This is a genomic window from Microbacterium sp. AC035 (genome assembly GCF_979258485.1).
The window spans coordinates 1,705,873-1,730,112 of the sequence record NZ_OZ409858.1; the positions used below are offsets into that span (position 1 = coordinate 1,705,873).

The following is a 24,240-nucleotide window of genomic DNA, read 5'->3' on the forward strand; positions in this document are numbered from 1 at the left end:
GGGAGGTCGCCTCCGGGCGGGACGACTCGGACCCGGTGACGGACGCGCCGGTCACCGGTGCCACTCCGGGGCGCGGCGCCCACGGCATCCGAAGTCGTGCTCGGCCGGGAAGGGGGTGTCAGGGAGCAGGCGGGAGCGGTGCGGGGACCAGGTCGGAGGCAGTCGATGCCGGTGGGCGCAGGCGCCCGCCGGTGGCGGCGAACCAGCACCCGGCGATGATGAGAGGGAACCCGATGAGCAGCCCTGGCGTCAGGGGCTCGGCGAGCACGAGCGCGCCGAGGATGATCGCCACGACCGGGTTGACGTAGGTGAACAGCGGCGCGCGCACCGGGCCGACCTCGCGGATGAGCGCGAAGAACGCCAGGAACGCGACGGCGGTGCAGATGACGGCCAGCGCCAGAAGCGCGAAGATCGAGGGAAGTGTCGGCATCTGGTGCTGTGTGAGCAGGCCGATGGGCAGATAGATCACGCCGATCATGAGCAGCGACAGCGTGATGGTGCCGAGCGACGGGACATCGTTCAGCTTGCGAGCGACGATGAAGGGGGCGATCGCATAGAGGATGGCGACCAGCAGCACCTCGCCGGCGGCGAGCAGACTGACCTCGCCTCCGAAGAGTCCTGGGCCGGCGACGACGATCGCGACACCGATGAAGCCTATGAGAAGTCCGATCCCGCGCGTCGGACGCAGGACGCTCCGGTCTCCTCCGCCCAGGGCTATGAGGGCGGCGAACAGCGGCACGGTGGCGACGAGCAGGCCGGTCATGCCTGAGGGCAGGGTCATCTCGGCGTGGCCCAGCAGCACGAACGGGCCGGCCATCTCGACGAGCCCGAAGGCGAGGACCCAGGGCCAGTGCTTCCACGCCGCTCTCAGCGCGCCGCCTCGGAGTGCGAACGGCAGGAGCAGGAGAGCCGCGATGAGGGTGCGCCCCGCGACGATGGCCGGTGGTGAGAGCGACTCGACCGCGATGCTGATGAACAGGTAGGGCACGCCCCACAGCAGCGCCATGGCCCCGAAGAGCAGCCAGCCGCGTCGCGTGAAGCCGCCCTGTGTGTTCACAGCACTCGTCGGCCCTCGAACGCGCGCCCGAGGGTGACCTCGTCGGCGTATTCGAGGTCGCCGCCGACCGGAAGGCCGGAGGCGAGGCGGGACACGGTGATCTGCATGGTGGTGAGCAGACGGCTGAGATAGCTGGCCGTCGCCTCGCCCTCGAGGTTGGGGTTCGTCGCGAGGATGACCTCCTGCACCGTGGCGTCGGCGAGACGGGTCATCAGCTGCGCGATGCGCAGGTCGTCTGGACCGATGCCGGCGATCGGGCTGATCGCCCCGCCGAGCACATGGTAGAGACCACGGAACTCCCGGGTGCGTTCGATCGCGGCGACGTCCTTCGCGTCTTCGACGACGCAGATGAGAGCAGGATTGCGTCTGGGGTCGCGGCAGATCGCGCAGCGCTCCTGCTCTGACACGTTGCCGCAGATCTCGCAGAAGCGCACCCGCACCCGAACCTCGACGAGCAGCTCGGCGAGCCGTGCGACGTCGAACGTCGGTGTCTGCAGGATGTGGAATGCGATGCGCTGCGCGGACTTGGGGCCGATTCCGGGAAGCCGGCCGAACTCGTCGATCAGCTCCTGAACGATTCCGTCATACATCAGGAGAACCTCGTCGGGGGCTCGTAGGGCTCTTCGCGAACGAACGTCGCGCCGAGCACCTGGCGGATCACGGCCTCGCCATAGCGCTGGACTCCCCCTGCGGGGGCGCGCTCGGTGATGACCGGGGCTGCTGCGGCAGAAGCCACCTTGCGCGCCGGGGCTGCCTGCACGGGCGTCGACCGCGCGGAAGCGGAGGGGGCTGCCTGTGCGCGAGCGGCCGTCGGTGCGGCCTGCGACGTCGGTGCAGGCTCGTAGGACGGGTCGTAGGGCGGCTCGTCGTCGAAATACGGCGGCTCGTCGTCGAGAGGAGGAGGCGGCTCGTCTCCCCCGTCGGGCCGATCGTCTCTCGGAGTCGAGGACATCTGCATCGGCGCGTCGGCAGGGGCCGTCGTCGGCAGGCTCGTCACTGCGGCCGGCACCGCGATCGACACCGGGGCCGGCACCGCGACAGTCACCGGGGCGGGCGCCGCGACCTCGGATGCCGGAATCGATGCCACCGCCCACTCCGTCACCGGTGCCGCGGGGGCGCCACCCGTCTGAGGAGGCGTGGTCCGAGGAGTCGGCGTCTCAGCGCGCGACGTCTGAGCACCTGATGACTGAGCGCGCTGTGAACCCGCTGACGCAGGCTCCGATGCGGGCGCGTCGTCTGACGGGCGCACCGCAGAGGGCGACGAGGGCTGGCGAGGCGCGCCGCCCGCGGGCATCGGGGCAGGCAGATACTTGACCCGCACGCCGAGTTCCTGCTCGATCGCTCCGCGAAGATGATCGGACGGACCGGAGCCCGGCGTCGTCCCCTTGAACTTCGCCACGTCGTGCTGGCTGGCGAACCCGAGGGTCAGCACCTCCGTCTCGGTGACGAACGCGAGCGGCTGCACGGCGGTGGCCAGCAGCCAGGACGTGCGGCTGACGCTCTCGAGCCGCTTGAGCACGGCCGGCCAAGCCGCCGTGATCTGCTCGAACGCGACCGGACCCGAGGGCGCGGCGCCGTCGGAGGCCGGCGCGGTGGGCGGCGTGCTCGACGTCGCATCGTCGGGTGCCTCGGGCGCGGCAACCGACGCCGCGGGGGCTTCGACCTCGACCGACCCGGCATGAGCCGTCTCGGCGTCGACGTTCTCGGCCGCGGCGACGGGCGCAGCTGCCGCAGCGGGCTGGGTGGCAGCGGCTTGGGTGGCAGCGGCGGCCGGAACAGCCGCAGCGGGTTGAGTGGCCGCAGCGGGCGGAGCGCCAGAGGGCTGAGGCGCAGCCGACGCAGGACCCGTCGCGCGAGCGGGCGCTGCGGACCCGACCTGCGCCGATGGGGCGACAGCGTCCGCTCCCGCTGCGAGCACTCGAGCGACCATCAGCTCGAGGTGCAGTCGGGGAGACGTCGCGCCCGACATGTCGTCGAGAGCGGCGCTCACGATGTCGGCTGTGCGCGACAGCCGAGCGGAACCGAAGGACTCTGCCTGAGTGCGCATGCGAGCGAGCTCGTCGGCCGCGATGCCGCGGAGCACGGAGGACGCCCCGGCTCCGACGGCAGCGATCACGATGAGGTCGCGCAGGCGTTCGAGCAGGTCGTCGACGAACCGGCGCGGATCCTGGCCGGTCTGCACGACCCGGTCGATGGCGGGGAACGCCGAAGCGGCGTCGGCGGCGGCGAGCGCATCGACGATCTCATCGAGCAGCGCCGCGTGCGTGTAGCCGAGCAGCGCGACCGCACGCTCGTACGCGACGGTCACGGTCTCCGATCCTGCGGGAGAATCCGAACCGGCGATCAGCTGGTCGAGAAGCGAGAGGGTGTCACGCGGCGACCCGCCTCCGGCACGGACGACGAGCGGCAGGACGCCGCGCTCGGCGACCACGCCCTCCTCGACGCAGAGCTTCTCGACGTACTCGAGCATCGCGGCCGGCGGGACCAGACGGAACGGGTAGTGATGCGTGCGCGAGCGGATCGTGCCGAGCACCTTCTCGGGCTCGGTCGTCGCGAAGATGAACTTGACGTGCTCGGGCGGCTCTTCGACGAGTTTGAGGAGGGCGTTGAACCCCTGCGGCGTCACCATGTGCGCCTCGTCGAGGATGAAGATCTTGTAGCGATCGCGGCTGGGGGCGAACGTCGCCCGCTCGCGCAGGTCTCGGGCGTCGTCCACGCCGTTGTGACTGGCTGCATCGATCTCGACGACGTCGAGCGAACCGCCGCCGGCGCGCGACAGCTCGACGCAGCTCGGGCACGTGCCGCAGGGCACGTCGGTCGGACCCTCCGCGCAGTTGAGGCAGCGGGCGAGGATGCGGGCAGACGTCGTCTTTCCGCACCCGCGGGGCCCGGAGAACAGATACGCGTGGCCGACACGGTCGCCTCGGAGAGCTGTCATCAGGGGTTCGGTCACCTGGGACTGCCCGATCATCTCGCCGAACGACTCGGGGCGGTAGCGGCGGTAGAGGGCTGTGGTCACCAGAACAGCCTACGGCGTGCCACGGACGTTCCGGCAGACGGGCGCCGTCGATCGGGCGGGTGATCCCCGACGCGCCGTCCTGACCGTCGAGGGGTGCGGAGAAATCACGACGACACGGCCTCGAAGACGCCGCCCACGACCTCGACGACCCCACCGGTCGCATCGACGAGCTCGCCGACCGCGGTCACGAGATGCACGACGCCGCCCACCAGCTCGATCACCTCGATCACGGCCCCCGCCACCTCCATGGCGCCGTCGATCCCCTCGGCGACGCGCAGCTCGCGCGACTCGGTCTGCAGGACAGCTGTCCATGATCGCTCGAGACCGAAGAGCACGGCGTAGGGCAGCAGCCGTTCGTTCAGCAGGAATCTCTGCAGTCGTGCGTTCGACGCCTCAGGCGATACGTCCGCCCTCAGATCCGCTCCCTCGGTGGATTGCGAGAACCGCAGCGGCTCCGCCTCGGCGAGGGCGATGTACTCGCGCATGCCGGCGAGGTGGGCGCGCATCGGCTGCGCGGCCGAATGGAATCGGCGCCAGGGCCTCGGTGCGACCACGATGGCGGCGATCGCGACGACCAGGCCGGCGACCAGCACCACATAGAGCGCAGCGCCCGGTTCGCTCACCGACCAGGCGGCGACCAGCAGGAGGAGACAGACGCCGATCACCAGCACCGCGGCGACGCGGATCAGGAACGTGGCCCATCCGCGTCGCCCTCGACCGATGAGGCCCGCCGACGCGAGCCGCTTCTCGGCCTCATCGATGACGCCGTGCACTCGGCGGTGCAGCGCCCGAGCATCCGAGCTGAATCGCCGCACGCGCCCCGGCGTGTGATCCGGGCCGAAGAGCGCCTCGAGGACGCTGAGCTCCTCGGGGGTGAACGTCGCTCCCTCGACGATCTCCAAGCCGATCGGCGCTCGCTTGCGCGACCCGCCCTGCCTCGCCGCGTCGGCATCGACCAGCAGCCGCACCTTGCGACGCACGGCCAGGTCGATCAGCGCGGCGGCGACCGCCTTTCGATCCGCGTTCAGCAGCAGGGCGTCGTACAGCACGGTCGCGCCCTCAGCCGGGGCGAACCGTGCCCCGGGGGAGGCGACACGCTGCACCGATCGCGCCCGCTCCACGACGGCGAGCGCGAGAAGGAGCAGCGCGGGCGCGAGCCCGAACAGCGCTGCGGTGATCAGCACACTCAGTCGATCGTTTCGATGATGGGGATCGCGGTCGTGATCACGGGAACGGATGCCGACAGGCGCGTGCCGTCTTCGCGAAGAGCGTCCGCGAACTGCCGCAGCGACGGGCGCCCCGGGATCAGCGGTCCCTGTTCGGCGAGCGGCACGACGACCTCCTGCTCGGCCGTGGCGATGTATGCGGCATCGCGCACAGTGAACGCCACCGGGTCTCCGGTGAGCACGCGGACACGCAGCTCGCCCGTCGTGAGTGTGATCTGCAGCTCAGACCCCTGCCACTGCAGCGGGTACGACAGCGACGGCCAGTCGGCGGGCAGCCGAGGATCGAAGCTGAGCTCGCCGGCGTAGTCGCGCATGCCGCCGAAGCCGCACACCAGAGCCGTCCACACGCCGCCGGCGGACGCGACGTGCACGCCGTCGGCAGCGTTGTGGTGCAGGTCGTGCAGGTCGACGAACAGCGACTGCCGGAAGTACTGCAGAGCCAGATCCTGGTACCCGACCTCGGCGGCGAGGATCGACTGCACCACGGCCGACAGCGTCGAGTCGCCTGTCGTCAGCGGGTCGTAGTAGTCGAAGTCCGCCTTCTTCTCCTCCGGCGTGAAGTGGTTTCCCTGCAGGAACAGCGCGAGCACGACATCCGCCTGCTTGAGCACCTGGAACCGGTAGATGACGAGCGGGTGGAAGTGCAGCAGCAGCGGCCGCTGCTCCTTCGGCGTGTGGGCCAGATCCCAGACCTCGCGCTCGAGGAACAGCGAATCCTGCGGATGGATGCCCAGGCTCTCGCTGAACGGGATGAACATCGCGTCGGCGGCGCGCTCCCATCCCTCGGCTTCGCCCTCGGCGAGGCCGGTGCGCTCGACGACCCTGGCGAACTCCTCGCCGTTGGCCTCCTGCGCCTCCCGCACGACCCTCGCCGCGTAGCGGAGGTTGTAGCGCGCCATGACGTTCGTGTACAGGTTGTCGTTGACGACGGTCGTGTACTCGTCTGGCCCGGTCACGCCGTGGATGTGGAAGGTCTCGACGCCGTCGTCGTCCCTCGTGTCGGCGACGAGCCGCGAGGTGCGCCAGAAGCCGAGCGTGGCCCACAGGCGAGCCGTCTCGATGGCGATGTCGATTCCCTCACGTCGCAGGAAGTCGTCGTCACCGGTCGCCCGCACGTACTTGCCGAGCGCGAAGCTGACGTCGGCGTTGATGTGGTACTGAGCGGTGCCGGCCGCGTAATAGGCCGACGCCTCTTCACCGTTGATCGTGCGCCAGGGGAACAGTGCGCCCGCTTCATTGAGCTGCGCGGCCCGGCGACGAGCCGCCGGGAGCATGAGAGCTCGCGCGCGAAGCGCGTTGCGCGCCCACTGCGGCGACGTGTACGTGAGGAACGGGAGCACATAGATCTCGGTGTCCCAGAAGTAATGGCCGCTGTACCCGGACCCCGAGACGCCCTTCGCGGGCACTCCCGTGCCGTCGGCGCGCGCCGAGGCCTGAGCGAGCTGCAGCAGGCACCAGCGGGTCGCCTGCTGGATGTCGTCGTGCCCGCCGATCTGCACGTCGCTGCGGCCCCAGAACGCGGCGAGCCATTCGGCCTGTCGGTCGAACTGCGCCTGGACGCCCTCGAACGCGACACGGTCGAGGGACCGACGGCACCGGTCGACCAGCTCGCGGGCCGGCACGCCTCGGGAGGTGTGGTAGCTGACGAGCTTGGTGACCGTGATGGGCACCCCGGCCTTCGCCTGCACTCGGAACACGTTCTTCGAGATGTCGGCCTCGATCAGCGTGCGCGACGTGTAGTCGTTCTCGGTCTCGATGATGTGGTCGGCGACGACGGCGACCGTCATGCCGGAATCGGCGACGCTGTACGACAGCGCGGAGCGCAATCCGTCCTGCCAGTACTCCCCCGGCTCGAGCACGCGCTCGGCGATCTTCTCCGCCTTGCGCGGATCGAATCCGCCCTTCGCCTGGTTGGGGGTGCCGGCGTACACGCCGGCGCCGTCCTGGCGGTTGATCATCTGGCAGCTGACGGTGACCGGGGCGTCGGCGTTCTCCACGACGACCTCGAGACGGAGCACTGCGAGGTGGCGCTCCTCGAAGCTGACGATCCGCTCGTCGCGCATCCGCACGCGCTTGCCCGACGGCGTCTCCCACACCACGGTGCGCTCGAGCACGCCGGTGCGCATGTCGAGGGTGCGTCGGTACTCGCGCACGTCGGCCTCGTCGAACGAGATCGGCTCGTCGTCGACGTACACCCGCATGACCTTGGCATCCGGGGCGTTGACGATCGTCTGCCCGACCTCGGCGAAGCCGTACGCCTGCTCGGCGTGCCTGATCGGCCACGTCTCGTGCAGACCGTTGATGAAGGTGCCGTGCTCGTGGGCGCCTCGGCCCTCGATGTGGTTGCCCCGGAGTCCGAGGTAGCCGTTGCCGACGGCGAAGAGCGTCTCGGCCACTCCGTCTTCGGAGTATCGCGTCTCGATGAGTCGCCAGGGGTCCACGGGGAAGCGGTCGCGGTCGATCATGCGGTCTCCTCGTCGTCTGAGCGGGTGTCCTGGTCGGCGGAGTCTGAATCGGTGTTAGTGACCTCGTCAGCGGCGTGAACGAACACGTCGAGGTCGCTGACGACGACGGTCGCACCGGCAGCGCGCAGCGCATCCGCTCCGGTGCCTCGATCGACGCCGACGACGACCGCGAACCCTGCGGCGGCGGCGGAGGCCGCGCCCGAGGTGGCATCCTCGACCGCGATGCTGCGGGCGGGATCGACGCCCAGCGCCACGGCACCGGCGGCGAACATGTCGGCGGCGGGCTTGGAGGCGAGGTCGTCGCGTTCTGCGACGACGCCGTCGACCACGACGCGGAAGAACGAGCGGAGGCCGGCCGCGGCGAGCACCTCCTCCGCGTTCTTGGAACTCGAGACGACACCGATCGGGATGCCGGCGGCGGACAGCTTCTCGACGAGCGCGAGCGAGCCGGGGAACGGGGCGATGCCCTCGCCCCGCAGCGACTCGGCGAAAGCGGCGTTCTTGCGATTGCCGATGCCGCAGATGGTCTCGGCCTCGGGCGGGTCATCGACCGCTCCCCACGGGATCTCGACGTTGCGGCTGCGCAGCAGGCTCGCCACGCCGTCATAGCGCTTCTTGCCGTCGACATAGTCGAAGTAGTCGGCATCCGAATACGGAGGCGTGATGCCCCAGCGTTCGAACACGTCGTCGAACACGACCTTCCAGGCGCGCATGTGCACCTCGGCGGTCGGCGTCAGCACCCCGTCGAGGTCGAACAGGACGCCTTCGGCGCGGAGCGGATCGGGCAGGGCTTCGGGCACAGGAGCCTCCAGGAGAAGGACGAGGGGTTCCGGCACCTCTCCGTGCCACTGTGCAAGCGTAGTGCGGCTCGGCACCGGGCGGTAACCCCCGAGGTGTGTCGATCAGAGCAGACGGGAGGTCTGTCTGGCGATCTCGAGCTCTTCGTTCGTCGGCACGACGAGCACCGCGACTCGCGAGGCGTCGGTGGAGATGCGTCGGATGCCGCGCTGCCGCTCGACATTGCGCCCGTGATCGATCTCGACCCCGGCGAAGCCGAGCGTGGCCATCGCCTCTGCGCGCACCGCCACGGCGTTCTCGCCGACCCCTGCGGTGAAGGAGATCACGTCGACCCCGCCGAGCTGCGCGATGTATGACCCCGCGTAGGCGCGCAGCCTGTGGATGTAGACGTCGAACGCCAGCGTCGCCGCCGCATCTCCGGCGTCTCTGCCTGCCAGGATGTCGCGCATGTCGCTGCGCCCGGCGAGTCCCTTCAGACCGCTGCGCGTGTTCAGGAGCGCGTCGAGATCGTCGATCGAGTATCCGGCCCTCCGCGACAGATGCACCAGCGCCGCCGGGTCGAGGTCACCCGAACGGGTTCCCATCACGAGCCCTTCCAGCGGCGTCAGTCCCATCGAGGTCTCGACCGACCGGCCACCCTCGATCGCGGTCACCGATGCACCGTTGCCGAGGTGGAAGACGAGCTGCCGCAGCGTGCCGAGGTCGCGTCCGAGGAACGCGGCCGCCGACTCGCTCACGAACTGATGGCTCGTGCCGTGGAATCCGTACCGGCGCACCCGGTGCTCGGCGGCGAGCTCGGCGTCGATCGCGTAGGTGTAGGCGGCCGGAGGCAGGGTCTGATGGAATGCCGTGTCGAACACCGCCACGTGCGGGACGCCCGAGAACACCGCCTTCGCCGCGACGATCCCGGCCAGGTTCGCGGGGTTGTGCAGCGGGGCGAGGACCGCGAGCTCCTCGATCTGCTCCTCGACGTTCTGAGTGACGAGGGTCGGCGCATAGAACCGTGCGCCTCCGTGCACCACGCGGTGGCCGACGGCGACGGGAGGATGCTCGTCGAGAAGCGGGCCGTGCTCGGCGAACTGCTCGAGCATCACCGTGAAGGCGGCGCCGTGGTCGGCGACGGGGCGCTCGGAGTCGTAGGAGGCATCGAGCATCGTCACGACGGCATCCGCGGTGGTGTCAGGACGGACCGTGTGCCGGATCGCGCTGAGTTCCTGCCCGATCCGTTCGATGAGCCCCGCGGCGAGCTCGTTCTCGTTCTCGATGTCGATCAGGCTGTATTTGAGCGACGAGGATCCGCTGTTGATGACGAGGATGGCGCTCATGCGGTCGCTCCTTCGGACTGCGCCTGGATGGCCGTGATCGCCACGGTGTTGACGATGTCGTCGACCAGCGCGCCGCGTGACAGGTCGTTGATCGGCTTGTTGAGTCCCTGCAGCACCGGACCGATCGCGACCGCACCCGCCGAGCGCTGCACGGCCTTGTAGGTGTTGTTGCCGGTGTTGAGATCCGGGAACACGAAGACGGTGGCCCGGCCGGCCACCGCGGAGTCGGGCAGCTTCGCCTTGGCCACCGCGGCGTCAGCGGCGGCGTCGTACTGGATGGGTCCCTCGACGAGCAGCTCCGGTGCGCGCTCGTGCACGAGGGCAGTCGCTGCTCGGACCTTGTCGACGTCGGCGCCGGATCCCGACTCTCCCGTCGAGTACGAGAGCATCGCGATGCGGGGTTCGATGCCGAACTGCTGCGCGGTCGCCGCCGAGGAGATCGCGATGTCGGCCAGCTGCTCGCTCGTCGGATCCGGGATCACCGCGCAGTCGCCGTAGACGAGCACTCGATCGGCGAGCGCCATGAGGAACACGCTCGAGACGACATTCACGCCCGGCTTGGTCTTGATGATCTCGAAGGACGGGCGGATGGTGTGCGCCGTCGTGTGCGCGGCACCCGAGACCATGCCGTCGGCGAGGCCGAGGTGCACCATCATCGTTCCGAAGTACGAGACGTCGGTGACGGTGTCGGCCGCCTGCGCCAGCGTGGTGCCCTTGTGTGCCCGCAGTCGCGCATACTCCGCCGCGAAGCGCTCGACCATCTCGGGATCGGTCGGGCTGATGACCTGCGCGGCCGTGATGTCGACTCCCAGCTCGACCGCTCGGGACCGGATCGCCGACTCGTCGCCGAGGATCGTGAGGTCTGCGACCTCGCGCGCCAGCAGCGTGGCGGCCGCGCGGAGGATGCGATCGTCATCGCCCTCGGGCAGCACGATGCGTCGACGGTCGGAGCGCGCGCGCTCGATGAGTCCGTATTCGAACATCAGCGGCGTCACGACGCGCGACTCGGCGAGACCCAGCTGGGTGGTGAGCTCGGCGATGTCGACATGTGTCTGGAACAGCCCCAGCGCACGGTCGTAGCGACCACGGGACTCGGGCGAGATGCGACCCCGCGCTCCCATCACGCGCACCGCGGTGTCGTAGGTGCCCAGGTCCGTCGCGATGATCGGCACCGTCGAGGTGAAGCCGTCGAGCAGCTGCACGATCGGCTCGGGAAGCGGGAACGGGCCGTTCAGGATGATGCCGGCGACACGGGGGAACGTGCCGGACGCATCGGCGAGCAGCGTCGCCAGCAGCACCTCGGTGCGGTCGGCGGGGATCACCACGACCGACTCTTCCGTGAGCCGGGGAAGCACATTCACCATCGACATGCCCGCGACGACGATGGTCAGTGCCTCGCGGGCGAGACGGTCGGGGTCGCCCTTGATGAGTCGGCCGTCGACGGCGGCGAGGATGCCGTCGATCGACGGTGCCACCAGGGTGCGGTCCTCCGGGATCGCCCATACCGGTGTGTTCTTCTGCGGACGAACCGCTGCGACCGCCTCCTCGATGTCGGCGAGGTGCTCGGGGTCGGCCCGGTTCACGATCACCGCGAACAGCTCGGCGCGCTCGACGTCGAGTTCGGAGAGCGCGAGCGCCCCGATCTGCCCGACTGCCGCGGGAGTGCGGGCGGTGGTGGTGCCCAGCTGCTCGGCCTGACGCTGCTGGTCGCGACCGCTCAGCACGAGGAGCACCGGTGCTGCCAGATTGGCGGCGATCCGAGCGTTGTACCCCAGCTCTGCCGGGCTGGCGACATCGGTGTAATCGCTGCCGATGATGACCACGGCGTCGCACTGGGCCTCGACGGCCTTGAACCGGGCGACGATCGTAGACAGCGCCCGGTCGGGATCGTCGCGCACGTCGTCGTAGGTCACGCCGATGCAGTCCTCGTAGTCGAGGTGCACGCCGTCGTGCGCGAGCAGCAGTTCGAGCACGTCGTCGCGCTCGGTGACCGACCGCGCTATCGGCCGGAAGACGCCGACCCTGGGCGTGACGCGCATGAGCGCATCGAGCACGCCGAGTGCGATGGTCGACTTACCGGTATGGCCTTCGGCCGAGGTGATGTAGATGCTCTGCGCCACAGTCCCACCCTAGGTGCACGACCCCATGATCTCGCTGGGTTGACAGCCGTGCGAAATGCGCTCAGCAGGGTCGGGAGAGCGCATCGACCACGGCCGTGGCATCCGGTGCGTAGCGCGTGTAGTAGGTGGGGTCGAGGTTGATCTGCACCCTGTGGATCGCGAGCGACGGGTCCATCGACTGCCAGTCCTGCACTCTCGCGAGACGCTCGTAGAACAGCGTCGCGGCGGTCGCCGGGTCCATGCGCTGCTCGGCCGAGCCCCACCAGTGCTGCTGCTGGAAGAGCCCGATGCTCGTCGTCCGGGTGCCGTCCGGGTTGGTGAATCCGCTCGTCTCCCAGTCCCCGTAGTCGATGTTGTTCAGGCTGCTCTCGCCCATCGCCGTCATGACGCCGAGAATCTGGCCGTCGCGACCGAAGCCGAGCGCGGTGGCCGTCTGCATGATGGTCGCGGCGTTCTCGAGCTGCTCCCCCCGCCAGCCCTCGACCCCCGAGTCGGGGAACGTGGTCGGGTCGGTGATGCAGATCGCCGGCGGCTTCTCGTGAGCGAGCCCGAGCGGAATCAGCACCGCGGCGAGCGCGACGACGATCACTGCTGCTGCGGACAGCGCGATGCGACGCAGCAGCTTCACGCGCTGCATCCGCCGCTGCGCTCGTCGACGGGGCGAAGCGCGCCGCGTGCGGGACCGCTGACGGCTCGGCTGCCTTTTCCGGTCGGCTTCTTTTTTGCGGGCTTCTTCCCTGCCGGCTTCCTGCCTGCGGGCTCCTTGCGGCTCGCGGAAGCGCGGGTGCTCCTGGTCGTGCTCATGCGCCCCTGGTCTTGGTGCTGCCTCTGCCGACGAACGCGGCGAGACCGCCGCCGATCGCGCCGAACAGGTGCGCCTGCCACGAGATGCCCTCGCGCACGCCGACGACGCCGGCCAGCATGGAGCCGCCGTAGAGGCCGATCACGAGGAGAGCGACGATCGCATAGAGCACTCGGTGCGTCACCCGACCAGGCGCGAAGACCCGCATCACCGTGTATCCGAAGTACCCGAAGACGAGCCCGGACGCTCCGACGGTCAATGCCCCTGGCGCGTTCACGAGCCATGTGCCGAGGCCGCCGATCACCGCGGCGAACGCGGTGACGGTCCAGAACCGACGCGCGCCGTCGACCGCGACCAGGCAGCCGAGCACGAGGAGCGGCACGGTGTTGCCGATCAGATGGGCCCAATCCGCATGCAGGAGAGGACCGAGCACGATGCCCCCGAGGCCCGAGAGATCCCACGAGCGGAGCCCGAAGCCCGTGAAGGATCCGGGAAGGATCGCATCGACGATCTGCACGACCCACATCAGGGTGACCAGCACGAGAGGCGCCGCGAAACGGCCGAGAGCACCGGAGCGCGGGGAATCGGCGGTGCTGATCACGTCTGGCCTTGTCACGTCACGATCCTGTCAGGACTGACCCGGAGGACGCTGACAAAAAGAAAGTGACTCTCCGCGCACCCAGCAGAGCCCGGTTACCCTTGCTGCGTTTCCGCCCTGGGGGAATTGGCCTGGATGCCGCCACGCGGAGAGCCGTCGATAAGTCTAGCCGATGTCTGCCCCTGCTCTTTGACAGACTGGGCAGGTCATGGATCCCGTCGCCGCCCCTCCTCTGTCGACGTGGCACTTTCCGGGCACGCTGCGCACCTACCAGGCCGAGGTCCTCGACCGGATCCCTCCGGGAGGAGCGGCCCCGCTGCACATCGTCGCTCCGCCGGGCTCCGGGAAGACGCTGCTGGGCTTGCTGCTCGCCGCCCGCGAAGGCCATCGCACTCTCGTGCTGTCGCCGACGGTGACCATCCGCCATCAGTGGGTGCGCACCGCCTCGGAGCTGGCGCCGCACGCGGAGGCCGTCTCGGATGATCCCGAGCGTCTCGGGGACCTGACGGTGCTCACCTATCAGCTGCTCAGCGTGACGGGAGACGGCTCGCCCTTCGACGACCTCGCCCGGGCGATCTGGACGGAGGAACTCGTCGCGAGCGGCCGCACCGAGGCGGATGCCGCGACGTGGCTCGCCGAGCTGGCGGTCGACAACCCCGCCCGTCACCGCTCCGGCATCCGCAGTCGTGCGGGCCGACTGCGTTCGCGCTTCACCCGTCAGCGCCCGTCGGAGCTCGCGCGCGTGCTCCACCCGAACGCCGTCGCCCTCATCGATCGACTCGTCGAGGCGGGGGTGCGCACGGTCGTGCTCGACGAATGCCATCACCTTCTCGACCACTGGGCGATCGTGGTGGCCTATCTGGTCGCCCGCATCCGAGAGAGCGGCGCGGAGCCGACGCTGATCGGCCTCACCGCGACCCTGCCGTCGCCCGACGACGAGACCGAGTTCGAGAACTACAGCCACCTGCTCGGCGAGGTCGACTACGAGGTGCCGACTCCCGCCGTGGTCAAGGAAGGCCATCTGGCTCCGTATCGCGATCACGTGATGTTCACCGAGCCCCTGCCCGCAGAGGCCGCGTTCATCCGACGGCACGAATCGCTGCTGCACGACCTGATCACGCAGGTGCTGTCGACCCCCGACGCGCTGTCGTACCTCGAACAGCACCTCCAACCCGCAGACCCGCAGGACGGCTCTGTCGCCGAGACTCCCCTCGCACGCCTCGACCGGGCCTTCGCGACGGACTTCGCCCTCACTCGATCGTGCGCTCTCGTGCTGCGCGAGGTCTCGCCGCAGCATCCGCTGATCACCTCGATCCCGCCGGCCCTGCTCGACCGGTGCACGACCGACGACCTGCTGACGGTCCTGTCACGGTTCGCCCAGACGCGGCTGCTCTCGGATCCCGCTGCCGTGCGCCAGTGGGAGTACGTGCGGCGCTCGCTCGCGGACTTCGGGTACGCGCTGACCGACCGGGGTATCCGACGCGGTCGGAACCCGATCGAGACCACTCTGGCGTTCTCCGCCGCCAAGGACCATGCGGCGGTCGAGATCCTCCGCCGAGAACTTGAAGGTGCCGACGGCGATCGGATCCGGGCGGTCGTCGTGACCGATTTCGTCGAGCATGGAAACAACCGCGGTCTGGCCGGTGACACACCCGCCGGGGCGCTCCGCACGTTCGGCCTCCTCGCCGTCGATGCCGTCACCTCCCGACTGCGCCCCGTGCTGCTCACCTCGCAGCACCTGCGCGTCCGAGCGGACGATGCGGCCGACATCGCGGTCGCGCTCGGCGATCTGCTCGGCGAGCGGATCGGCATCGCGGAGGGCGTCGGCCCCGTGCGCGACCTTCAGGTGCGCGCCGCCGGAAGCGGACGAGTGGTCGGGGCCGTGTCCGAGCTGATCCGCCTAGGGGATGTGCGCCTGCTCGTCGGCACCCGGGGGCTTCTCGGCGAAGGCTGGGACTGCCCGTCGGTGAACACCCTCGTCGATCTCACGACCGTGGCCACGTCGTCGGGCACCCAGCAGCTGCGGGGGCGCACCCTGAGGCTCGATCCGGCGTGGCCCGAGAAGGTCGCACACAACTGGTCGGTCCTCTGCCTGATCCCCTCGCATGTCGACCTCGACGACGTGTCCGAGTCCCTGCGACTCCGTCGTCGGCATTCGCATCTGTGGGGGCTGAGCGCAGAGCGCGACGGCCGTATCGTCAGCGGACTGGGCCATGCACTCACCGCACCCGCCGTCGAGGCCTGGACGCGTGTGCTCGGCAAGGACCCGTCGACGTCGATCGCGGATGTCGACGCCCTCGTGCGCGCGCGGTGGCCCTCTCGGAGTCGGACGAGGGAGGAATGGCGGATCGGCGAGCCGTACCGCGCCCACGAGCGGGAGACGGTGGCGATCCGCCGCACCGCTCGAGCCCCACTGCTTCGTGCCGCACAGACGGCGAGCGCAGGAGCGGTCGGCGGCTTCCTCGCCGGCACCGCGACGACAGGCGCCCTCGTCACCGTGCTCGCGTTCTCCGGGGTCTCCTTCGCTCCTGCCCTCGGAGTCGCGCTCGCACTGATCGGGGGTGCTGTCGCCGCGGCAGCATCCGCTGTGCGCATGCTCTTCCGCTCTCTGCGCGATCGCTCGAGGCCGGCGGAGATCTACCGGGCCGCGGCGGTCGCCGTCGCCCGCACGCTGGAAGAAGCAGGACGCGTCGGGCGGATCGACGAGTCGACGATCACCGCGCGGCCGGACGACGCCGATCCCACCCGTATCCGCCTCGAGCTCGGCGGCTCCTCCACCGACGCACGCGTGATCGCCGATGCCGTCGAGGAGCTCTTCGCACCGGTGCGCACACCCCGATTCCTGCTGCGCATCGACGCGGCCGGGCTGCCGCGGGTCCCGGTGCTCGAACGCCTCGCCGACCACCTCTCCCCCGGACGCACGCTTCTCGCGGTGCCTCGACTGATCGCCCGGCGGCGCGGAGACGCCGAGCGCTTCCGCGACCATTGGCAGGCCCTGATCGGCACGTGCTCACTGCACGAGCTGAGCGGGGTGCAGGGACTCGCCCTGCTGCGCGTCGCGCGCAGCGCCGACAGCCGCGTGGACCCGGCGGAACCCCGGGCTCGCGTCTGGGGCTGATGCCCGACGTCGGTTCCCACCCCATCCGTAGACAGCCGGGTTACGATCAGATCACGCGCACCGCAGCGCCCACGTGAGAGGGAACGCATGCCAGAGAACCCGCCCCTGACCCCGTCCGTCGTCAACGCCGAGCAGTTCGCCGCGCAGACGTCGGCGATCGTCGAGTCTGTCGGACGGGTGATCGACGGAAAGCCGGATGCCGTGCGGAGCGCGCTGGTGTGCCTCCTCGCCGAGGGGCATCTGCTGATCGAGGATGTGCCCGGAGTGGGCAAGACAGTGCTGGCGCGCGCCCTGGCAGCGAGCGTGGACGCCACGGTCCGGCGCATCCAGTTCACCCCCGATCTGCTCCCGGGAGATGTGACGGGCGTGAGCGTCTACAACCCCGTCGATCGTGAGTTCGAGTTCAAGCGCGGCGCGGTGTTCGCGCACATCGTCATCGCCGACGAGATCAACCGCTCGTCCCCCAAGACGCAGTCGGCGCTGCTCGAGGCCATGGAAGAGGGGCAGGTGACGGTCGATGGATCGACGCATATGCTGCCCGACCCCTTCCTCGTCGTGGCGACCCAGAATCCTCTCGAGATGGAGGGCACCTACGCGTTGCCCGAAGCGCAGCGCGACCGCTTCATGATGCGCATCTCGATGGGCTATCCGGATGCGGCCGCGGAGGCCCTGATGCTGCGTCAGCGCGACACGGTGAATCCGCTCGCCGCAGTGCGAGCCGTCGCGAACGCCGCGTCGATCTCCGGGTTGATCGCCTGGGCCCGTTCTGTGCATGTCGCCCCGGCGCTCGAGGAATACACGGTCGCTCTGGCCCAGGCGACCCGCGCAGACCCCAACCTGCACCTCGGCGCGAGTCCGAGGGCGACCCTGCAGCTGATCCGCGCCGCGAAGGTGTGGGCGGCGCTCGACGGTCGCGACTTCGTGATCCCCGACGACGTGACTGCGCTGATCATCCCCGTTCTCGCACACCGTCTTCTTCCTGCCCGCGGGGCGCATCGCGCCGGAGCCCAGCCCGTCGAGGCGGCCCTCCGACAGATCGTCGAGCGCGTGCGGGTGCCCGTGACTGCGCGCTCCTGATCCTTCGCTCCCCATGCCTCGCCGTCGATCCCTCACCCTCCGGGGCACGGGTGCGCTCCTCTCCGGTCTCGGCTGCCTGATAGCGGCCAACATGATCGGCGCGCCGATCCTCCTCTACATCGGCGTCCTCCTCCTCGCACTGACGACTTTCTCGGTGCTCGCCGTGCGGCTGCCCCGCCGTGCCGGGTCGGTCACGCGGCAGGTCTCGACCGACCTGCTGACGGTGTCGGAGACCTCTCGCGTCACGCTGCGCTTCACCCTGCGTGCCCTGCGGGTTCCTCGAGGACTCTGGCGCGATGTGCTCCCACCTGCGGTCACCGGCGATTCGGCCGGCGAGTACCCCTCGGAGACCGGCCAGCTGAGCTACCTGATCACCGGTGTGCGGCGCGGCGTCTGGCCGATCGGCCCCCTGGTGCTCCGAACGGTCGATCCGTTCGGCCTCGCCCAACGCGAGCAGGCGTTCGGCGAGACCCGCTCCGTGACAGTCGTGCCCGAGGTGTTCACCCTCGCGCCGCTGACCGTCAAGGTCGGCGCGGCCGGCGGCACCGCGCACACCTCGTCGAGCCGCCTCGGGCAGGGCAGCGACAACCTGTCGCCGCGACGTTACATCCCCGGCGACTCGATGCGTCGCATCCATTGGCGGGCGACCGCGCACCGCGGTCAGCTGATGGTGCGGCAGGAAGAAGAGGAGTCCAGCCCCGACGCTCTCGTGATCCTCGACCGCAGCGCCGCGCGGTGGGAACGCCCCGGCGACGACGAGGATCACGCGTTCGAGACCGCTGTGTCGATGTGCGCCTCCGTCGCCGTGCACCTCGTGCAGGAGGGATACGGCGTCGACGTGATCGACAGCAGCGGCACGCTGCTGGGCACTCTGCGCGGCCACGAGGACGACCGCGACGGTCTGCTCGTCGCCCTCGCGCTGGTCGGACCCCGCGGCGATGCCCGCGACATCATGACCCTGGTGGGCGGCACTCCTCCCGGGCCGCTCGTCTACATCACCGGCGAGATCGACGAAGAGGACGCCGCCCTGCTGCGGCCCTCCGGTGCCGCGGCCCCGATGCTGTTCGCGACGGCGCCGCATCGCGGTGCCGCAGCGGCAGCCGAGCAGCACGGGTGGCGCTTCGCACGACTGGGCGACGACGTCGCGGAGGCGTGGGAAGACGTGCTCCCCGACCGCGTGGGCGGCCCGACGGAGCAGCGGGGAGCGACCGATGTCGCGAGCTGAGCGACGGGCCGAACGCGGACCCGGCCTGTCGTGGCACCGCGAGCACGAGCTTCCCGCCGGCACGGTCGTGCCGTCGGTGCTCGCCGCCGCAGCCGGTCTCGTCGCGATGTGGCCCTTCACCTCGGTGATCGAACCCGGCCCCTGGTCGTTCGCCGTCCTCGCGGTGATCGTCGTCACCGCGCTCGCGGGCATGTCGTCGCGCACGCTGATGCGCGGTCGTGCGGCCTGGGCACGCGACCTCGTCACCATCGTCGTCCAGATCCTGGCGGTGATGGGCACCGTGGTCCTGCTCGTCGCGGGCGACACCGCGGTGTTCGGCGTGATCCCCACCGATGCGACCTTCTTCACCTTCCAGGCGCTCGCAGCCTCCGCGTGGGAGGAGATCACGTTCGGCGCGGCACCGATCGCGGCCTCCCCCGGACTCGAAGCCGTGATGGGCATCGGCTTCGGCGTCGTCGCCGTCCTGCTCGACCAGCTGGTCGCACAGCGCGGAGCCATTCTGGCCAGCCTCCTCACGGCAGTCGTGGGATCCGTGCCGATGATCGTCACCCTCGGCGGAGTCAACGTCGTATGGTTCGTGATGCTCGGCATCCTGATCCTCGTCCTGCTCCGATTCACGGCGGCGCAGAACCCCGAGTCGCCGCGGCGCACCTCGGTGGCGGTCGCCGCGGGCGTCGGAGTCGCGGCGCTGGCGGCGACCGTGATCGTCGCACCGATCCTCCCCGTGTCGGCGAGCCTCACAGGCACGGGTACCGGCGTCACCGTCGATGCGTCGCTGCGGCTCGGTGACGACCTGCGGCAGCCGAACCCGGTCGAGGTGCTCACGGTGGCGACGACGGCGGACACCGCGCCCTATCTGCGACTCACGACGCTGTCGGCGTTCGACGGCAACGTGTGGGAGCCGGATCGCGGCGGCCTGCAGGCGCAGAGCGAAGGTTTCGGCCCGGCCGAATGGGCCGACGACATCGAGACCACCGACCAGAACACCTCCATCCGGGTGATCCGGATGTCGAGTTCGTGGCTCCCGGTTCCTTACCCGGCAACGAGCGTGCAGGGGCTTCCCTCGACCTGGAGGGTGAGTCCCGAGAACCGCACGCTCGCGTCTCGCAGCGCCGAAGCCGTCGGCAACGACTACACGGTGCGATCGCTGGAGGTGTCGCCGACTCTCGAGCAGATCCGCGCGGTCCCCGCCGCTTCGCCCATCGTCGACCCCGATACGCAGCCCGTCGAGCTGCCTGAGATCATCGGCGACACGGCCGCCGAGGTCACCGCTGACGCCACGAACGACTACGACCGGCTCATCGCACTGCAATCGTGGTTCCGGAGTCAGTTCGCCTACTCGCTGGAGACCCCTGTCGATGAGGGTTTCGACGGCACAGGCGCGGATGCGGTGGCGCGGTTCCTCGATGTGAGGTCCGGCTACTGCATCCACTTCGCCGGAGCGTTCGCTCTCATGGCGGAGAGCCTCGACATGGAGGTGCGCATCGTCGTCGGCTATCTTCCCGGCGCCCTGACCGAGACCACGCGCGGCGATGAAGCGGTGTACTCCGTCTCCAGCGACCAGCTGCACTCGTGGCCCGAGGTCCTCTTCCCCGGCGTGGGCTGGGTGCCCTTCGAGCCGACGGCGTCTCTGGGGGTTCCGACGGCATTCAGCGCTGCGGCGACCGCCGGCGGCGGTGCGGGCGGCTCAGCCACCCCGGCTCCGACCGCTGCCCCGAGCACCGAGCAGAGCTCAGGACCGGAGCTCGAGCGTGAAGACGCGGGCGACAACGCGGGCGCGACCGGCGAGCTTCGGCGCTTGGACCCCACTCCCGTCGTGCTGACGACGCTCGGCGTGCTGATGGTGGTGCTGCTGCCCGCGTTCGCCCGTCTCGCGTTGCGCATCGTCCGACGCGGGCGCGCGAGGCGCGGTGACGCCGGGGCGGCCTGGACCGAGCTGCGCGCGACGATGCAGGATCTCCGCGTGCCCCTGTCGGATGCCGAATCACCCCGCATGCGCGGCGACGATCTGGTCAGAGACAGCCGGGCGGATGCCGAGGCGATGCGGGTGCTCGTCGCCGCGGTCGAGCAGGCCAGTTACGCTCGCCCCTCGGCCGGTGCCGTGCGAGATCTCGACGTCGCGCTCGTCGAGGTGACGGCGCAGCTCCGCCGCAGCGTCGACGGGTGGACGAGGCTGCACGCGTTCCTGCTTCCGCGATCGCTCTTCGCGAGCCGACGCACCGACGTGCCACTGCTCACCTGAGCTCCACCTGCGCCACGGGCTGCCCGAGAGTTCGCGCCGACGCGATCAGGCCGCGTGCAGGGCGCAGCGCACGGAGTCGCAGGATTCGCAGACCACGAACTGAGTGCGGCACGCGAGGTCGGGGCAGTTCGCCGTGCGCTTGGTCGCCGTGCCGCACCCCGCGCACTGGCCGATGACCGCTGCATGATCCGAGAACTCGACGGACCCGCGCTTGTCGAACACGTAGAGAGAGCCCTCCCAGAGGCCGTCGTCGCCGTACTGCTCGCCGTAGCGGACGATGCCGCCCTCGAGTTGGTAGACCTCGCCGAACCCGCGCGCGGTCATCAGGCTCGAGAGCACCTCGCAGCGGATGCCGCCCGTGCAGTAGGTGACGACCGGCTTGCCCTTGAGGTCGTCGTATGCCCCGGAGTCGAGCAGCTGCACGAAGTCGCGCGTGGTCTCGGTGTCGGGAACGACGGCTCCCCGGAACCGGCCGATCTGCGCTTCGAGCGCGTTGCGGCCGTCGAAGAAGACGACGTCGTCACCCCGTTCCCCCATCAGCTCGTGCAATTCCTCGGGGGTCAGCCGGGTGCCGCCTCCGACGACGCCCTGCTCGTCGACGCGCAGCTCATCCGGCGCTCCGAACGACACGATCTCGTCGCGCACTTTGACGCTGAGCTTCGGAAAGTCGACGCTGCGACCGTCGGCGTCGACTCCGGTGCCCTCACTCCACTTGATGTCGGCGTGCGAGAAAGGGGCGTAGGACCGGAACGAGCGCGCCCACTTCTTGAGCGCCGGCAGGTCGCCGCCGAGGGTGCCGTTGACTCCGTCCTTCGAGATCAGGAGCCGGCCACGCAGCCCGAGCGCTTCGCCGAGGTCGCGCTGCCACACCCGGATCGCGTCCGGATCGGCGAGCGGGGTGAACACGTAGAAGAGAACGATCTTGGGTGTTGCCACTCAGCGATTTTACGTCGGCCACCTGACTGCGCGCCCTCGCGGTGGTGACTCGAGGCTGCTACTTCACATCGCGGTTCATGAACGACAGCCCCGCGGCGAGGAGGGCTCCGAGCACCCAGGCAGCCGTCATGAGCACCGCCGTCGTGGAGTCGATGCTCTCGTGCGGCGGGATTCCCAGGGCGGAGACGTCGAACCGCAAGGCTTCGAGCATCGTGAGGAGAGGGAGGTAGACGGCTCCGGATCTCCAGAAGATCGCCACGAGAACTGCCAGGCTCATCGACATCGGGGCGATGAAGAGGGCGACGAGATGAGCCTGCACGACAACTCCCACGCCCAGCCCCCACAGCCCCGTCACCGCGCCGAGCCCCACGGTGGGTCCGACCGATGACCATTCCAGAGGGAGACCGCCCATTGCGACGGTCAGCGCCACGTGTCCGCCGACGGCGCCGGCGAGGGCGACGATCGCTCCCCCTAGAGCGGAGGCGGGCACCCTCACGAGAAGAGTCGCCCATCGAGGCTGCAGCATCAGACGCTGAGCGATGACACCGTCTCGCCGGTCGACGGTGTATCGGAAGGAACCGTAGGCTGCCGCGAGAACCGCTCCATAGGTCGCGAGCACCGCCCGGTACGGTGCGGCGAAAGCGGCTCGGACGTCGGCGGGTGCATCCGCCATCTCCGGCGGGATGTTCGTCGCCACGGAAAGCGACAACACGAATCCCGCCACCGCCACCCAGAACAGCACGGCATCGCCGGCGAAGCTGCGGGCTTGAGCACGGAACGCTCGGCCGATCACGCGGCCCTCTTCCGTCCCATGCCCCATGCGACGGCGACCAGCGCGACGGCCCACGCGAGCGCGATGCACAGGGCGGGCGCGAACTCGAGCAGCTTGTCCTGGTATCGGGGAACACCCAGAGCGGCCAGCGCCAAACCCGGCGAGAATCTCGCCAGCTCCGGTGCCGTGCGCAACAGCGCGAACTCCACGGCCATCGGAAGGACAAGAACGATCGCTGCGGTCACGTAGTAGTTTCTGGTGATCCAGCCGATTGCTCCACCGATGAACGCACCGAGAACCACGCCGAGCAGTGCGCCGGCGTAGATGCGCCACGTCCCTCCGGCGAGCGCGAGCGTCAGACCTTCCTGAGCGAGGAAGACGGAGACTCCGACCGTCCAGATCACGAAGATGCACACCGACAACGCGACCGCGACGAGGGCGCCGGCGACGAGTTTGGCGGCGAAGGCGCGCGGGAAGCCGACCCCCGTGAGCGTCCTGTCCATCGAGCCGTAGTAGCACTCGCGGGTGACACCATAGGCCCCGACGAACGCCGCTGAGATGGCGGACCAGGCCAGCGGCTCCAGAAGAAGGGACGTAGCCGCGGCAGAATCGAGGCCGGCGAGGTCGAACCGTGAACCGTCCGAGACCAGCACGAAGACGGGCATGAGGACCGCGACCAGGTAGACCGCCAGGATGGACGACCCGCTCACTGCTCGCAGGGCTTCGCTGCGGATTGTCTGCCTCATGCGGATGCCCCTTCGACGAGATCGAAGTACTTGCTCTCGAGCGAGTCGGCTTCGCTCGAGACGAGGTCGCCCAACCTTCCGGCGAAGAGAGCACGCCGTTTGATGACGACCACCTCATCGACGACCTGTTCCAGCTCGGCGAGCTGGTGACTGGCGATCAGGACGGTGCCGCCGCGTTCCGAGAAGCCCCGCAGGAACCTGCGAAGCCAGCGGATGCCGTCGGGGTCCAGCCCATTGGCCGGCTCGTCGAGGATGAGCGTCCGCGGCGAGCCGATGAGAGCAGCGGCCAGCCCGAGTCGTTGGGCCATCCCCGTCGAGAAGGTCTTCACCCGGCGACGGGCATCTGTCTCGAGGCCGACCTCCTCGAGCACCTCGTCGACCCGACCACGAGGCGCCCCTGCCGCGAGCCGGCAGATCTCCAGGTGCCGCCTGGCGGTGATGCCACCCTCGAAGCCGAATCCGTCCATGTGGACACCGACGTGAGAGGCCGGGTTGTCGAGCGCGGAGAACGACAGCCCGTCGATGAGGCTGTCACCGCTCGTCGGCTTCAGCAGCCCGACGATGGTTCGCAGAGTCGTCGACTTGCCCGCCCCGTTGGGACCCAGGAGGCCGACGATCGACCCGTGCGGCACCGCGAACGACAGCCCTTCCACTGCGACCCTGTCCCCGTACCTCTTCGTGAGTCCTCGAACCTCGATTGCGTGGTCGTTCATC

18 protein-coding genes and 1 other RNA gene are annotated in these 24,240 nt (G+C 69.7%); 4 read left to right on the forward strand and 15 right to left on the reverse strand.

Annotated elements, in window-relative coordinates:
• Positions 1-118: 118 nt before the first annotated feature.
• The 11 genes from ACZ0AA_RS08350 to ffs all read right to left on the reverse strand — a co-directional run bounded on the left by ACZ0AA_RS08350 (position 119) and on the right by ffs (position 13,568).
• The gene (locus ACZ0AA_RS08350; protein ID WP_400865714.1) at positions 119-1,057 is read right to left on the reverse strand and encodes a DMT family transporter; all 939 of its coding nucleotides are present in this window, start codon (positions 1,055-1,057) and stop codon (positions 119-121) included.
• Entirely contained in the window at positions 1,054-1,647 is a 594-nt protein-coding gene (recR, locus tag ACZ0AA_RS08355; RefSeq protein ID WP_400865717.1) for a recombination mediator RecR, read from the reverse strand. The genes ACZ0AA_RS08350 and recR overlap by 4 nt, the downstream gene beginning before the upstream one ends.
• Entirely contained in the window at positions 1,647-4,076 is a 2,430-nt protein-coding gene (locus tag ACZ0AA_RS08360; protein ID WP_463512649.1) for a DNA polymerase III subunit gamma and tau, read from the reverse strand. The genes recR and ACZ0AA_RS08360 overlap by 1 nt, the downstream gene beginning before the upstream one ends.
• Positions 4,077-4,180: 104 nt before the next feature.
• The gene (locus tag ACZ0AA_RS08365; RefSeq protein WP_463512650.1) at positions 4,181-5,260 is read right to left on the reverse strand and encodes a DUF2207 family protein; all 1,080 of its coding nucleotides are present in this window, start codon (positions 5,258-5,260) and stop codon (positions 4,181-4,183) included.
• 2 nt (positions 5,261-5,262) lie between these two features.
• Positions 5,263-7,767, reverse strand: a complete 2,505-nt coding sequence (locus ACZ0AA_RS08370) for a glycoside hydrolase family 65 protein (protein ID WP_463512651.1) — start codon at positions 7,765-7,767, stop codon at positions 5,263-5,265.
• Entirely contained in the window at positions 7,764-8,567 is an 804-nt protein-coding gene (locus ACZ0AA_RS08375) for an HAD family hydrolase (protein WP_463512652.1), read from the reverse strand. Before ACZ0AA_RS08375 ends, ACZ0AA_RS08370 begins: the two co-directional genes overlap by 4 nt.
• Positions 8,568-8,669: 102 nt before the next feature.
• Positions 8,670-9,890 carry an acetate/propionate family kinase gene (locus tag ACZ0AA_RS08380; RefSeq protein WP_463512653.1) on the reverse strand — a complete coding sequence of 407 codons (1,221 nt, stop codon included), beginning with the start codon at positions 9,888-9,890 and terminating at the stop codon, positions 8,670-8,672.
• Positions 9,887-12,010 (reverse strand): phosphate acetyltransferase, encoded by a 2,124-nt coding sequence (gene pta, locus ACZ0AA_RS08385; protein ID WP_463512654.1) that lies wholly within the window; start codon positions 12,008-12,010, stop codon positions 9,887-9,889. The genes ACZ0AA_RS08380 and pta overlap by 4 nt, the downstream gene beginning before the upstream one ends.
• Before the next feature lie 61 nt (positions 12,011-12,071).
• Positions 12,072-12,647 carry a hypothetical protein gene (locus ACZ0AA_RS08390; RefSeq protein WP_463512655.1) on the reverse strand — a complete coding sequence of 192 codons (576 nt, stop codon included), beginning with the start codon at positions 12,645-12,647 and terminating at the stop codon, positions 12,072-12,074.
• Positions 12,648-12,810: 163 nt separating this feature from the next.
• Positions 12,811-13,428, reverse strand: coding sequence for a rhomboid family intramembrane serine protease (locus ACZ0AA_RS08395; RefSeq protein WP_463512656.1), 618 nt, complete (start codon positions 13,426-13,428; stop codon positions 12,811-12,813).
• Positions 13,429-13,471: 43 nt separating this feature from the next.
• An RNA gene (gene ffs / locus ACZ0AA_RS08400) (signal recognition particle sRNA small type) lies at positions 13,472-13,568 on the reverse strand.
• Positions 13,569-13,618: 50 nt separating this feature from the next.
• Here ffs and ACZ0AA_RS08405 point away from each other — a divergent pair.
• From ACZ0AA_RS08405 to ACZ0AA_RS08420, 4 genes are all read left to right on the forward strand, one after another.
• Positions 13,619-16,528: a hypothetical protein gene (locus ACZ0AA_RS08405; RefSeq protein ID WP_463512657.1), complete on the forward strand. Its 2,910-nt coding sequence runs from the start codon at positions 13,619-13,621 to the stop codon at positions 16,526-16,528.
• 87 nt (positions 16,529-16,615) lie between these two features.
• The gene (locus ACZ0AA_RS08410) at positions 16,616-17,605 is read left to right on the forward strand and encodes an AAA family ATPase (RefSeq protein WP_463512658.1); all 990 of its coding nucleotides are present in this window, start codon (positions 16,616-16,618) and stop codon (positions 17,603-17,605) included.
• 13 nt (positions 17,606-17,618) lie between these two features.
• Entirely contained in the window at positions 17,619-18,830 is a 1,212-nt protein-coding gene (locus tag ACZ0AA_RS08415) for a DUF58 domain-containing protein (RefSeq protein ID WP_463512659.1), read from the forward strand.
• Positions 18,817-21,072 carry a transglutaminase TgpA family protein gene (locus ACZ0AA_RS08420; protein WP_463512660.1) on the forward strand — a complete coding sequence of 752 codons (2,256 nt, stop codon included), beginning with the start codon at positions 18,817-18,819 and terminating at the stop codon, positions 21,070-21,072. Before ACZ0AA_RS08415 ends, ACZ0AA_RS08420 begins: the two co-directional genes overlap by 14 nt.
• A gap of 45 nt (positions 21,073-21,117) precedes the next feature.
• Here ACZ0AA_RS08420 and trhO read toward each other — a convergent pair whose 3' ends face one another.
• From trhO to ACZ0AA_RS08440, 4 genes are read right to left on the reverse strand one after another with little or no spacing between them, the layout of a single operon-like run.
• The gene (gene trhO, locus ACZ0AA_RS08425) at positions 21,118-22,008 is read right to left on the reverse strand and encodes an oxygen-dependent tRNA uridine(34) hydroxylase TrhO (RefSeq protein WP_463512661.1); all 891 of its coding nucleotides are present in this window, start codon (positions 22,006-22,008) and stop codon (positions 21,118-21,120) included.
• Positions 22,009-22,066: 58 nt separating this feature from the next.
• Positions 22,067-22,801, reverse strand: a complete 735-nt coding sequence (locus ACZ0AA_RS08430) for a hypothetical protein (protein ID WP_463512662.1) — start codon at positions 22,799-22,801, stop codon at positions 22,067-22,069.
• On the reverse strand, positions 22,798-23,526 hold the full coding sequence (locus ACZ0AA_RS08435) for an ABC transporter permease (protein WP_463512663.1): 729 nt from the start codon (positions 23,524-23,526) through the stop codon (positions 22,798-22,800). Before ACZ0AA_RS08435 ends, ACZ0AA_RS08430 begins: the two co-directional genes overlap by 4 nt.
• Positions 23,523-24,239 (reverse strand): ATP-binding cassette domain-containing protein, encoded by a 717-nt coding sequence (locus tag ACZ0AA_RS08440; RefSeq protein ID WP_400865764.1) that lies wholly within the window; start codon positions 24,237-24,239, stop codon positions 23,523-23,525. Before ACZ0AA_RS08440 ends, ACZ0AA_RS08435 begins: the two co-directional genes overlap by 4 nt.
• Position 24,240: the final 1 nt, after the last annotated feature.

Coding starts and splice junctions, on each gene's coding strand:
- recR (WP_400865717.1), bottom strand. CDS start 1,647: ATGTATGACGGAATCGTTCAGGAGCTGATCGACGAGTTCGGCCGGCTT.
- ACZ0AA_RS08370 (WP_463512651.1), bottom strand. CDS start 7,767: ATGATCGACCGCGACCGCTTCCCCGTGGACCCCTGGCGACTCATCGAG.
- ACZ0AA_RS08380 (WP_463512653.1), bottom strand. CDS start 9,890: ATGAGCGCCATCCTCGTCATCAACAGCGGATCCTCGTCGCTCAAATAC.
- ACZ0AA_RS08390 (WP_463512655.1), bottom strand. CDS start 12,647: ATGCAGCGCGTGAAGCTGCTGCGTCGCATCGCGCTGTCCGCAGCAGCA.
- ACZ0AA_RS08405 (WP_463512657.1), top strand. CDS start 13,619: ATGGATCCCGTCGCCGCCCCTCCTCTGTCGACGTGGCACTTTCCGGGC.
- ACZ0AA_RS08410 (WP_463512658.1), top strand. CDS start 16,616: ATGCCAGAGAACCCGCCCCTGACCCCGTCCGTCGTCAACGCCGAGCAG.
- ACZ0AA_RS08415 (WP_463512659.1), top strand. CDS start 17,619: ATGCCTCGCCGTCGATCCCTCACCCTCCGGGGCACGGGTGCGCTCCTC.
- ACZ0AA_RS08420 (WP_463512660.1), top strand. CDS start 18,817: ATGTCGCGAGCTGAGCGACGGGCCGAACGCGGACCCGGCCTGTCGTGG.
- ACZ0AA_RS08435 (WP_463512663.1), bottom strand. CDS start 23,526: ATGAGGCAGACAATCCGCAGCGAAGCCCTGCGAGCAGTGAGCGGGTCG.
- ACZ0AA_RS08440 (WP_400865764.1), bottom strand. CDS start 24,239: ATGAACGACCACGCAATCGAGGTTCGAGGACTCACGAAGAGGTACGGG.